Here is an 11,862-nt window from a genome sequence, read left to right on the forward strand (position 1 = left end):
AGGAAGAACCATCATGACGACGACGGCACCGCCTCCCACTCGATCGGCCCCCCTCCCGGTCGCCCGCCAACGGCACTACGGCCGGTGGGTGGTGGTCGTCGTCCTCGTGGCCGTCGGGGGGTTCGTGACGTTCTCGCTCGTCACGAACCCCCGATTCGGCTGGCCCGTGGTCTTCGAGTGGTTCACGTCCGAGCGCATCCTCTCCGGGCTCCTCAACACCCTCGAACTCACCCTCATCTCGATGGTCATTGGCGTCGTCCTCGGCGGTGTCGTGGGCATCATGCGCCTCTCGACGAATCCCGTCATCGCGGGCGCGAGCTGGGCGTTCGTGTGGTTCTTCCGCGGGACGCCGGTCTTCGTGCAGCTCCTCTTCTGGGGATCCATCTCGGCCCTCTACCCCGTGATCGTGCTCGGCGTCCCGTTCGGGCCGTCGTTCGCCGAGTTCTCGGCGAACGACCTGATCACGCCCTTCGCCGCCGCGATCCTCGGCCTCGGGCTCAACGAGGCCGCCTACATGGCGGAGATCGTCCGGGCCGGGGTCCGGAGCGTCGACGAGGGGCAGCGCGAAGCCGCCGCGGCGCTCGGCATGGGCCGTGCCCGCATCATGTGGCGCGTCGTCCTGCCCCAGGCGATGCCCGTCCTCATCCCCCCGACGGGCAACGAACTCATCGGGCTCCTCAAGACGACCTCGATGGTCGCGGTGCTCGCCTTCCCCGAGCTCCTCTACTCGGCCCAGCTCATCTACGCCGTGAACTACCAGACCATCCCGCTGCTCATCACGGCATCGCTCTGGTACCTCATCGTCACGAGCGTCCTCAGCATCGGGCAGTACGTCCTCGAACGGCACTACGGCCGGTCGTTCTCCGCGCGGGTCTCGCGCAAGAAGACGGCGGCCATGATCGGACACGCGGCATGAGCACCACCACGACGACCACAACGACGGCCCGAGCGGTCTCCGGACCGATGGTCGACGTCCGCGAGGTCCGAAAGCATTTCGGACACATCGAGGTCCTGAAGAGCGTCGACCTCGCCGTGCAGCCGGGGGAGGTGTGCTGCCTCCTCGGACGCTCCGGGTCCGGCAAGTCCACACTCCTGCGCTGCATCAACCAGCTTGAGAGCATCGACGCCGGCGAGATCTTCGTCGCCGGGGAGCGCATCGGGTACGAGGAGAAGCGCGGGAAGCTGCACCCCCTCTCGGATCGTGCTGTCGCCCGCCAGCGGCGCTCGATCGGCATGGTCTTCCAGCGCTTCAACCTCTTCAGTCACATGACGGCGCTCGACAACATCATCGAGTCGCCGACGGGAGTGCTGCGGACGAGTCGCTCCACGGCGAAGGCGCGTGCTCTCGAACTGCTCGACCGCGTCGGCCTCGCGGATCGCGCCGACCACTACCCGCGCCAGCTCTCGGGCGGGCAGCAGCAGCGCGTCGCGATCGCGCGCGCTCTCGCGATGGACCCCGCCGTCATGCTCTTCGACGAGCCGACGTCGGCACTCGACCCCGAGCTCGTGGGCGATGTCCTCGGCGTCATGCGCGACCTCGCGGCCGACGGTATGACGATGGTCGTCGTCACGCACGAGATCGGCTTCGCCCGCGAGGTCGCGGACACCGTCGTCTTTCTCGACGGCGGCGAGGTCGTCGAGCGCGGGGCGGCGAGCGAGGTCCTCACGGCGCCGGAGCACGCGTCGACCCAGGCGTTCCTCTCCCGCGTCCTCCGCGAGGAGGCGTGATGCGCGTCCTCGTCCTCGTGAAGGACGTGCCCGCCGATCCGGCCTCGACGCCCTACCGGCCCGACGGCCGGCTCGACCGCGCGGCGAACCGCTCCGTCATGAGCGGGGTCGACGGGTTCGCCGTGACCGAGGCCGTCCGGCTCGCCGATACAGGTGAGGTCGTCGCCGCGACCATGGGACCGGCGGCCGCACGGACGACGCTCCGCGACGCCCTTCTCCTCGGCGCGGATCGAGCCGTGCACGTCGACGACCCGGCGCTCGCGGGTGCCGATGCCCTCGTCACCGCCCGTGTCCTCGCCGGGCTCGTTCGACGCGTCGAGCCCGACCTCGTGCTCCTCGGGCGCGAGTCGAGCGACGCGCGCATGGGTGTGCTGCCGGCGATGCTCGCCGAGATGCTCGGGTGGCCCGTCCTCATCGGCGTCGACGGGCTCGCCGTTGGCGCGGCGGAGCCGCTTCCGGTCCTCCGCGCCCGTCGCCGGACGAGCCGCGGGGCCGCCACCGTCCTCACGACGCTCCCCGCCGTCGCGGCGATCGGGGAGTACGCCAACACTCCGCGTGAGGTGGCCGTCGATGACGCGCGCCGTGCCTTCACCGCATCCGTCGAGCACGTGACGGCGGCCGAGTTGGGTCTCCGGCTGGACGAGCTCGTTCCCACGATGCGTGTCGTCGACGTCACCGCCGTCCAACCCGTCGCGCGAGCGGCCGTCAGACCTGCCGATCCCGTCGCCGCGATCCTCGAGGTGCTCGAACGGGCCGGCGCGCGCGTGCAGCCGGCGGTGGGCGCATGACCTGCGTCGTCGTCGAGGTCGTCGATGGTGAGCTCACGTCGCCGTCACGCGACGCCGTGGCGCTCGCCGTGTCCCTCGCACCGGTCACAGCCGTGTCGGCGACCGTGCTGCCGAGCGCGGTCCTCGGCGAACTCGGCGACGCGGGCGTGCACGACGCCCTCGTCGGTTCCCTCGGCAGTGGTTCGGATGAACCTGTCTCGACCGACGCGATGCTCGCCGGCCTGCTCGCCGAACTCGACCACGACCGAACGGTCGTCGTCACGCCGTCGAGCGGTTCCGGCCGGCAGATCGCCGGACGGCTCGCGGTGCGACTCTCCCTCCCGGTGCTGGGATCCGTCACCGCCGTCGAGCGGGTCGAAGCGGGGCTGCTCGCGACCACGACGGACGGCGCACACCGTGTCCGCGTGCAGACGGCCGAGGCCGCGGTCCTCGTCGCCCGACCGACCGGGCGGGCGGCTGCCGCGCGCGTGGGGGGCAGCGCTGCCGTCTCCCGACCGATGGTGTCCGCCGCCGACGGCACGAGGGAACGCGTCCAGTCCGTCGGATGGGCGGCGCACTCAGCCGGGCACGACGCCGCTCTCGACCGGTCCCGCATCGTCGTGGTGGGCGGACGCGGGCTGGGCTCGCCCGACACCTTCGCGCGTGCGAGATCGTGGGCCCACGCGATCGGTGCGGCCTTCGGATCGTCGCGCGCACCCGTGGAGGCGGGGTGGGCGTCCTACGACGAGCTCGTCGGCCAGACGGGAACGACGATCGCTCCCGAGGTGTACCTCGCTTTCGGCGTGGCCGGGGCGCCCCAGCACCGAGCGGGGATGCGGGGCGCGGCCGTCGTCGTCGCGATCAACTCCGATCCGGGAGCACCGATCATCGACGACGCGGACGTCGTGGTCATCGGTGACGCCGCGGAGACGCTCGCGGCGCTCGAGGCGGCGAGCGTGGGAGAACCTCTCGTCTGACGGGCTCACGGGCAGCGCGTGCGCGTTTGATTGGTGTGCGAACACGTGCGTCGGGGCGATTCAACGGATTCCGTTGTCAAACACCTTTTTCGCAACCGACTCTGGTGTTCCGACCCCCACAGATGTATCGTGATCGTCACCCGGGGTTCGGAGCGACGGTGAGCCGGCCGCCCACCTTCCCGAGGGTGAGGATCGCCCAGCGTCGCTCCGACCCGCCCCGCGTGTCGGCCTTCCCGAGAGCGGTCACACCCGCTCGCCGCCGGCCCCGATGAGAGACCGACGGAGACCGCCGTGACCCCACCGCCCGAGCAGCACTCGCCCCTGCCCGTCGACGGGCAGGAGCCGGATCTCGTCATCCTGGCCCGCGTCGTCCACACCCTCGATCCCGATCTCGGCGATGTCGAGGCGCTCGCGATCCGCGACGGCCGGATCGTCGCCGCTGGTGGCCGGAACGATGCCGCGGCATGGGGAGGAGGGGCCACTCGTGTCATCGATCTGGGCGCCGCCGCTGTCACCCCCGGGCTCGTCGACGCGCACCTCCACCCGATCTCCGGCCTCGAACTCGCGCGTGGTGTCGACCTGAGCGGGTGCGAGGACCTCGACGCCGTCTCCGCCGCCCTCGCCGAGGCCGCAGCACACGTCGGTGCTGATGACTGGGTCTCCGGGTGGGGGCTCGATCCCAACGTCTTCGGCACGACCGAGCCTCACGGCGGCGTACTCGACGCCGCGTGCGGCGGCCGTCCCGCATTCGTCATGCTCTTCGACGCGCACTCGGCGATCGTCTCCCGCGCGGCACTGCGTCTCGCGGACGTCGTGGGGGAGCGGGAGTTCCCGGACGCTTCCCGCATCGTCGTCGATGCGTCCGGTGATCCGACGGGACTCCTGCTCGAGAACGAGGCCATGCGACTCGTCGAATCGATCAGGCCGTCGGAATCGTTCGACGAGCGCGTCGCGCACCTCGTCGCCGTGCTGGAGGGGATGGCTGCGACCGGTATCACGGCCGGTCACGTCATGGACATGCACGATGACGATGCCATCGCGGTGCTCGAGGCCGTCGAGGCGCAGGGTGACTTGCCCATCCGCCTCCGCATCTCGCCGATGTGCGTCCCCGGCATGACCGATACGGAGTTCGCCGAGTTCGTCGGCCTGCAGGGCCGGGGCGGTCGTCGCTGGACCGTGGAGGGGGTGAAGCTCATGATCGACGGCACGATCGACAACGGAACGGCCTGGTTGCGCGAGCCCGACACGCGTGGCGAGTCCACGAGCCCGCTCTGGCTCGACCCCGCGGAATACGCCCGGCGCGTGACCGAACTGCACTCCCGCGGCATTCCGACGGCGACGCACGCGATCGGCGACAAGGCGATCGAGGTCGTCGTGCGGACGCTCGCCGCCCTCCAGCGCACCGGGATCCAGCACCGCGTCGAGCACATCGAGACGCTCCCGGACGACGTGCTCGCGGTGTTCGTGGAAGCGGGCATCGCCGCGAGCATGCAGCCGACCCACTGCACGCACTACACACGCGCCGACCAGACGGACAACTGGTCGGTCCGGCTCGGTCGTGAGCGCGCCGATCGCGCGTGGCGCATCGGCGACCTCCGCACCGCCGGCGTGACGGTCGCGCTCGGGAGCGATTGGCCCGTCGCCCCGTACGACGCGCGCGCCTCGATCGCCGACGCGATCCTCCGCCGCCCGGCCCTCAAACCGCACGTCGCCCCCGTCCTGCCCGAGCAGGCCGTTTCCGCGCTGCAGGCGCTCGAGGGCTACACGACGCATGCGTTCGCGTCGATCGGCGCGGTCGGCGGGACGCTCTCGATGGGAGCCCCCGCCGACCTCGTCGCATTCGCCGTCGATCCGCTCGACAGCGACCCGGACGACTTCGCCGCGTCGGACGTCCTCCTGACCCTCATCGACGGCACCCCCGTCATCGGGGCCGACGAGCGGGTCGACGCGTGAGCGCCTGGCGGATGCCCCACGAGGCGGGCGAGCAGGTCCGTACCTGGATGGGGTGGCCGGCGCCGGCGGAGACGTTCGGTCAGGGCGATGAGGAGGAGGCGGCCGCCGTCGCGGCCTGGTCGAACGTCGCCAACGCGATCGTCGACTTCCAGCCCGTGACGATGATCGTTCCGGCGGAGTCCGCGTCCGCCGCCCGACGCACGCTCTCGCGGAGCGTCGACGTCGAGATCGCGCCCCTCGACGACGGTTGGCTGCGGGACAGCGGTCCGACCTTCGTGCACGCCGAGGACGGATCCGTCGCCGCGATCGATTGGCACTTCAACGGCTGGGGACAGCAGCCGGACATCCGATGGGAGGAGGACCAGCACACCGCTCGCCGTGTCGCGGCGCTCGCCGGCGTGCCCGTCGTCTCGTCGCCCATCGTCAACGAGGGCGGCGGCATCCACGTGGATGGTCGCGGCACGGTGCTCGCGACCCGTTCCGTGCAGCTCGATCCGTTCCGCAATCCCGGTCGCACGGCGGAGGACATCGAACGCGAGTTCGCACGCACGCTCGGCGCCGACCGCGTCATCTGGCTCGATCGTGGTCTGTACCGCGACGCGCAGGCATACGGCACCCGTGGACACGTCGACATCGTGGCGGCCTTCCCCGACGAACGGACGCTGCTCGTGCACGACCAACGGTCGATGGAGCACCCCGACGCTGCGATCATGCGTGACGTCATGGACGTGCTCGGCGACGCCGTCGACGTCGACGGCCGCCCGTATCGGATCGTGCGCGTGCCGGCGCCCGTGTCCCTGCACGACGACGAGGGATTCGTCGACTACAGCTACATCAATCACACGCCCGTGAACGGCGGGGTCATCGCGTGTGCGTTCGGCGATGCCAACGATTCCGTCGCGGCCGAGTTGCTCGCGGAGGTCTACCCGGGTCGTGCCGTGGTCGCCGTCGACGCGCGACCGATCTTCGCTCGCGGCGGCGGCATCCACTGCATCACGCAGAACCAGCCGGTCCCGCTCGGCTGAAAAGAGCGCCCGGATTCCGTCGTCTCGACCCGGTCGCCACCGCGTGGAAGACTGACGCCGTGAACGCTCGTGTCCCCGAACCGCAGACGCTGACCGGTCGCTCGGTCGCCCTCACCCCGCTCATCCGCGCCGACCTGCCGGAGCTCCACGCGGCGATCGCGCATCCCGAGGTGTTCGCAGGAGGGTACGGCGGCGGACCCGCAGGCCTGCCGACGGATCTCGCCGCGTTCCTCGCGTTCGCGGAGTCGTACTATCCGTGGACGACGGGCATCCCGTTCCTCGTCTCGACGGTCCCCATGCCGGAAGCCCCCCGCGTCGTCCTCGGCACGACGTCGCTCGCCGACCTCGACGTGACGAACCGCGGGGCTCACATCGGGTGGACGGCATACGACCCGCGTGTGTGGGCGACCTCGGTCAACATCGAGAGCAAGCTCCTCGTCCTCGGCCTCGCGTTCTCCCACGGCTTCGATCGCGTGAAGCTCCAGGCCGACGCGCAGAACGCCCGCTCCCGCGCGGCGATCACAAAACTCGGGGCGGTGTTCGAGGGGGTGCTGCGGCACGATCGCGTGCGCGCGGACGGCTCGTGGCGCGATACCGCGGTGTACTCCATCCTGTCCGAGGAGTGGCCGGAGGTCCGCGCGGGCCTCGATCGCCGCCTCGCCGTCGACACGCGTCCGCTTCCGGTGTTCTGACGCCGTCCGTGACGGGCGGCGGGAAGTGGCGCTTCCATGACCGAATGCCGCCGGTGCCGTTCGTCCGCGAGCGGTAACGTCGATGCGTGAGCGCCACCGACACCTCCCCGACCGCCGTCGATCCCTCCGGGCCGAGCCGCCGCGCCGGCATCACCGTGACGGTGCAGTTCCTCGCCCTCGGTCTCGTCTGGGGGTCGAGCTTCCTCTTCATGAAGGTGGCGCTCGACGGGGTGTCGTTCGGTCAGGTCGCGTGGGCACGACTCGTGCTCGGGTCCCTCACCCTCGGCGTCATCGCTCTCGTCATGCGGGTGCGGCTCCCGCGCTCGCCGAAGGTCTACGCACACCTCACGGTCGTGGCAATCTTCTACGCGGTCGTCCCTCACCAGCTCTTCGCGTGGGCCGAGCAGTACGTCTCGTCGAGTCTCGCCTCGATCTACAATGCGATCACGCCGCTCATGACGGCGCTCTTCGCGGCGCTGCTCTTCCGAGTGGAGAGGTTCGACCTCGGGCGGGCCCTCGGGGTCGTGCTCGGTCTCGTCGGCGTCATCGTCATCGTGGCGCCGTGGCAGGTCGGCGCCCTCGCCGGTGACATCGGCGGCCAACTCGCATGCCTCGGGGCGGTCGCCTGCTACGGCTTCACCTTCGGGTACATGCGTCGCTTCCTCACCCCGTACGCGCTGCCGCCGATCACCGCAGCCTTCCTCTACATCTCGATCGCAGCCGTCATCATGGTGATCCTCACCCCGGTCGTCGCCTGGTCGCCGGTGCGGCTCGACGTGTGGATCGTGTTGAGCCTGCTCGCCCTGGGAGTGCTCGGGACGGGCGTCGCCTACATGTGGAACATGAACGTGTTCGACGCATGGGGTCCGACGCCGGCTTCGAGCGTGACGTACATCACCCCCGTCGTGGGTGTCGTCCTCGGAATCGTGCTGCTCGGGGAACAACTCTCGTGGAACCAGCCGCTCGGCGGTCTCGTCATCTTCGTCGGCATCCTGCTCGCACAGCAGCGCATCCGCCTGCCGCGCCGCCGCGCCGTCGCCTGACCCGCAACGACTCGCGGCGACGGCCCCCTCGAGCGCGGGTTGTCACGAATCGGCTATCCCCGGGGCTGGGGACCGCTGATATGTGACAACCCAGGGATCAGTCCAGGGAATGATGACGATGCGTCGGTGGGCCGACGCGCGATCGAGCGACGCCGACGAGGCTGGAGAGCATGAACACTCCACTCCTCCACGCCTCGTCCCTCGTTCTGCGGTACGGCTCGACGACGGCCCTCGCGGGTGTCGACCTCGTCATCAACGAGGGCGAGTCCGTCGCCATCATGGGCGCGTCGGGCTCCGGCAAGACGAGCCTCCTGCACTGCCTCTCCGGCATCCTCCGACCGGACGGCGGCACGGTACGTTTCGCCGGCCCGACCGGCCCGGTCGACCTCTCCACACTGTCCGACGGTGAGCGCTCCCGACTGCGCCGTGAGGCGTTCGGGTTCGTCTTCCAGCAGGGACTGCTCGTCCCCGAGCTGACGGCGGTGGAGAACGCCGCCCTCCCGCTGCTGCTCTCCGGGTACGCGCGACGCGATGCCGAGGCTCGCGCGGCTGCGTGGCTCGGGGCGCTCGGCCTCCGTGGCCTCGAGGAGCGCCGGATCGGCGAGCTCTCCGGAGGTCAGGCGCAGCGCGTCGCGATCGCGCGGGCCCAGGTGGGCGGTGCCACGCTCATCTTCGCGGACGAGCCGACCGGTGCTCTCGATTCCGCGACGAGCGTCGACGTCATGGACGCACTCCTCCGCTCGACGGTCGGTCAGGGCCACACGCTCGTCGTCGTGACCCACGACGAGAAGGTCGCGGCTCGCTGCTCCCGCGTCGTGCGGCTCACCGACGGCCAGATCGTGAGCGACTCGGCCGGACCCGTTCCTCCCCGTGCGGCCGTTCCCGCGCCCGGCGCCTTCGCCGGCCCCTCGCCGGTGACGACGGCCGTCGCTCACGTCGCCGCCACGGACGGCCCCGCCTTCGGCGGCGCCGGTTGGGAGGCCGGACGATGAGCACGATCGCTCCTCCCACCCCCACCGCAGCCCCCACGGCTTCTCGCCCCTCCGGCCGCGCCCCCATCGCTCGGCTCGCGTGGATGCTCACGCGCCCCGGCGCGGCGAGCCCCGCGACCGTCGCGCTGCCGATCGTCGCCTTCGCGGTCACGACCGCGCTTCTGCTCATCGTGCTCGGCGGCGTCCTCATGTTCTGGCAGCGCACGGACGTCAACGCCGAGGCCTTCAAGCTCCTCAGCCTCCTCGCGCTCGCGCTCCTCATCGTCCCGCTCGCCACGCTCGGTGGCGCGGCGGCTCGGCTGTCCGCACGTCGCCGGGACGACCGGTTGGCCACTCTCCGCCTCCTCGGCGCCACGACCGGGACGGTCACCCTCGTGACCGTCGTCGAGTCGACGGTGCTCGCGTTCCTCGGCGCCCTCGCCGGGGTCGTGCTCTACGCCGTCAGCATGCCGCTCGTCGGCCTCATCCCCTTCGACGGTGGACCGATCGGGCCGACGGCGATCTGGACGGGACCTCTCCCCATCCTCGCGGTCGTCGTCGGCGTCGCACTGCTCGCCGCCGTGAGCTCGGTGATCGGCCTCCGCGCGGTCGTCGTCTCACCGCTCGGCGTCCGGCTGCGTCAGCGGGCCCCGCACACGTCGTGGCTGCGCCTCCTCGCCGGAGTGGTCATCGTCGCGGTCGCGTACGGGACGCTCAGCAGCCTCGGTGTGATCACGGATGTCGCGATCCTCGTCGTGGCCCTCGTCGGCGCCTTCGCCGCGTCCGTCGCCGTCCTGGGCCTCGTCGGCCCGTTCGCTCTGTCCGTGTTCGCGAAGGTGCGGCTGCGCCGGGCGAAGACCGCCGAGCAGCTCATCTCCGCCCGCGGCATCCTCGAGTCCCCGAAGGCTGCGTGGCGCCTCGTCGGAGGCGTGGCGATGACGAGCTTCGTCGCCGTCGTAGCCGGGACGGGAACGGCACTCCTCGAGTCGTTTTCGGCCCAGTCGTCGGCCGATGCGATCTTCATCGCGGACATCCGCACGGGTGTGCTCATCACACTCGTCGCATCGTTCACGATGGTCGCCTGCTCCGTGGGTGTCGGTCAGGCGGCCGCAGTCCTCGACCGGCGTGACCTCTACGTGAGCCTCGATCGCGTCGGGATGCCCGTCGCGACCATGGATAGGGCGCGCGTGCGCTCCGTCATGCTCCCGCTCGTGTTCGTCGCGGTGGGCTCGGCGCTCCTCGGTGCGCTCCTGGTGTTCCCTCTCGCCGGTCTCGCGCTCATCGTCGCGCCGCTCTCGCTCCTCGTGATCGGGATCTGCTTCGTGCTCGGTCTCGCCCTCGTGAGGCTCTCGCTCCTCGCGACCCGGCCCATCCTCACGAACGTGCTCGCGCATCCGGAGCGTTCGCTCGGCTGACGGCCCACGGCGGCGGATAGGGTTTCGGTATGCCGGATAGCGACGTCACAGCCCAGCTCACCCGCTTGCGCAAGAGCATCGACAACATCGACGCCGCTCTCGTGCACCTCCTCGCGGAGCGCTTCAAGTGCACGCAGGAGGTGGGGCATCTGAAGGCGACGCACGGTCTGCCGGCGGCCGACCCGTCTCGCGAGTCCCAGCAGGTCGAGCGGCTCCGGGCGCTCGCCGAGGAGAGCGAGCTCGACCCGGCGTTCGCGGAGAAGTGGTTCTCGTTCGTGGTGGCGGAGGTCATCCACCACCACGAACAGATCGCCTCGGAGCGGGGATGACGACCCGCGGGTCGCGCCACTGGGACCCGGAGCGGCTCCCCTCGCAGGTCGGCCGGGTGGTCGCGATCACCGGGGCGAATGCGGGGCTCGGGTTCTTCACGTCGCTCCAGCTCGCTCGGGCCGGTGCCCGCGTGGTGCTCGCGTGCCGCGACGAGACACGCGCGGAAACTGCGCGCGCGGCGATCCGCCGGTTGGTGCCGGAGGCGTCGGTCGATGTCGTGCGTATCGACACTTCCGACCTCGCATCGGTCGGGGACGCGGCGCTCGCACTCTCGGCCCTCAATCGGCTCGACGTGCTCATCACCAACGCTGGAGTCGTCCATCCGCCTCGCGAGCGCGCCCTCACGGGGGACGGCCTCGAACTCGTCGGGGCGACCAACCACTTCGGTCATTTCGCTCTCGTCGCCGGCGTCATCGACGCTCTCGAGCGCACCCCCGGAGCCCGCGTCGTGACGCTCGGGAGCCTCGCGACGCGGCTCGTCCGGCTCGACGTTGACGACCTGCAGCTCGAGCGCCGATACACCGGCTGGCGCGCCTACGCGCAGTCGAAGATCATGGCGTGGTCGTTCGGACTCGAGCTCGACCGTCGGCTCCGCGCGTCGGGCCTCGGCACCCGGGCTCTCGTCGCCCACCCGGGTTACTCGATCACGGGCCGAACGCCCATCGTGCGCGGGGTGAACGAACCCGGGGCCGGGCAGCGATTCGTCGACAACCTGCAGGCGTCGTTCACGCAGGGCAAGGACCGCGGCGCGTGGCCGACGGTGCGGGCAGCCGTCGACGCGGGCGCCGAGGGCGGAGAGTCCTTCGGTCCGCGCTTCTTCATCAAGGGCGCGCCCGTTCCCCAGATGCCCGTCGGAGTGGTGCGGGATCGTGCCACGGCCACGGCGATCTGGACCGAGAGCGAACGCGCGACCGGCGTCCGCTTGCTCTCCGCCTCCTGACCCGACGACGACAGGCCCCGG

The 11,862-nt window shown here is 70.9% G+C and carries 12 protein-coding genes; all 12 read left to right on the forward strand.

The genetic code is table 11. The annotated features are described in order from the left end of the window. The first annotated feature begins 13 nt into the window (after positions 1-13). The 12 genes from ELQ92_RS03775 to ELQ92_RS03830 all read left to right on the forward strand — a co-directional run bounded on the left by ELQ92_RS03775 (position 14) and on the right by ELQ92_RS03830 (position 11,841). The gene (locus ELQ92_RS03775; RefSeq protein ID WP_128497618.1) at positions 14-916 is read left to right on the forward strand and encodes an amino acid ABC transporter permease; all 903 of its coding nucleotides are present in this window, start codon (positions 14-16) and stop codon (positions 914-916) included. Beyond that, complete coding sequence (locus tag ELQ92_RS03780) at positions 913-1,728, forward strand: amino acid ABC transporter ATP-binding protein (RefSeq protein ID WP_128497619.1); 816 nt, start codon at positions 913-915, stop codon at positions 1,726-1,728. The genes ELQ92_RS03775 and ELQ92_RS03780 overlap by 4 nt, the downstream gene beginning before the upstream one ends. Then, positions 1,728-2,516 (forward strand): electron transfer flavoprotein subunit beta/FixA family protein, encoded by a 789-nt coding sequence (locus ELQ92_RS03785; protein WP_128497620.1) that lies wholly within the window; start codon positions 1,728-1,730, stop codon positions 2,514-2,516. Before ELQ92_RS03780 ends, ELQ92_RS03785 begins: the two co-directional genes overlap by 1 nt. After that, entirely contained in the window at positions 2,513-3,472 is a 960-nt protein-coding gene (locus tag ELQ92_RS03790; RefSeq protein WP_128497621.1) for an electron transfer flavoprotein subunit alpha/FixB family protein, read from the forward strand. Before ELQ92_RS03785 ends, ELQ92_RS03790 begins: the two co-directional genes overlap by 4 nt. Before the next feature lie 291 nt (positions 3,473-3,763). Continuing rightward, positions 3,764-5,425: an amidohydrolase gene (locus ELQ92_RS03795; RefSeq protein WP_243694850.1), complete on the forward strand. Its 1,662-nt coding sequence runs from the start codon at positions 3,764-3,766 to the stop codon at positions 5,423-5,425. Next, entirely contained in the window at positions 5,422-6,450 is a 1,029-nt protein-coding gene (locus ELQ92_RS03800; protein ID WP_128497622.1) for an agmatine deiminase family protein, read from the forward strand. Before ELQ92_RS03795 ends, ELQ92_RS03800 begins: the two co-directional genes overlap by 4 nt. A 59-nt stretch (positions 6,451-6,509) precedes the next feature. Beyond that, positions 6,510-7,142, forward strand: a complete 633-nt coding sequence (locus ELQ92_RS03805; protein WP_128497623.1) for a GNAT family N-acetyltransferase — start codon at positions 6,510-6,512, stop codon at positions 7,140-7,142. A gap of 86 nt (positions 7,143-7,228) precedes the next feature. After that, positions 7,229-8,185 (forward strand): DMT family transporter, encoded by a 957-nt coding sequence (locus ELQ92_RS03810; RefSeq protein ID WP_243694851.1) that lies wholly within the window; start codon positions 7,229-7,231, stop codon positions 8,183-8,185. Between the two features lie 170 nt (positions 8,186-8,355). Next, positions 8,356-9,177: an ABC transporter ATP-binding protein gene (locus ELQ92_RS03815; protein ID WP_128497624.1), complete on the forward strand. Its 822-nt coding sequence runs from the start codon at positions 8,356-8,358 to the stop codon at positions 9,175-9,177. Beyond that, a complete protein-coding gene (locus tag ELQ92_RS03820; protein ID WP_128497625.1) occupies positions 9,174-10,571 on the forward strand; it encodes an FtsX-like permease family protein in 1,398 nt (465 codons plus the stop codon). Before ELQ92_RS03815 ends, ELQ92_RS03820 begins: the two co-directional genes overlap by 4 nt. Positions 10,572-10,600: 29 nt before the next feature. Next, complete coding sequence (locus tag ELQ92_RS03825) at positions 10,601-10,900, forward strand: chorismate mutase (protein ID WP_128497626.1); 300 nt, start codon at positions 10,601-10,603, stop codon at positions 10,898-10,900. Then, positions 10,897-11,841: an SDR family NAD(P)-dependent oxidoreductase gene (locus ELQ92_RS03830; protein ID WP_128497627.1), complete on the forward strand. Its 945-nt coding sequence runs from the start codon at positions 10,897-10,899 to the stop codon at positions 11,839-11,841. The genes ELQ92_RS03825 and ELQ92_RS03830 overlap by 4 nt, the downstream gene beginning before the upstream one ends. Positions 11,842-11,862 lie beyond the last annotated feature (21 nt).

The sequence above is a fragment of the Labedella populi genome, from assembly GCF_004078655.1.
Taxonomy (GTDB): domain Bacteria; phylum Actinomycetota; class Actinomycetes; order Actinomycetales; family Microbacteriaceae; genus Labedella; species Labedella populi.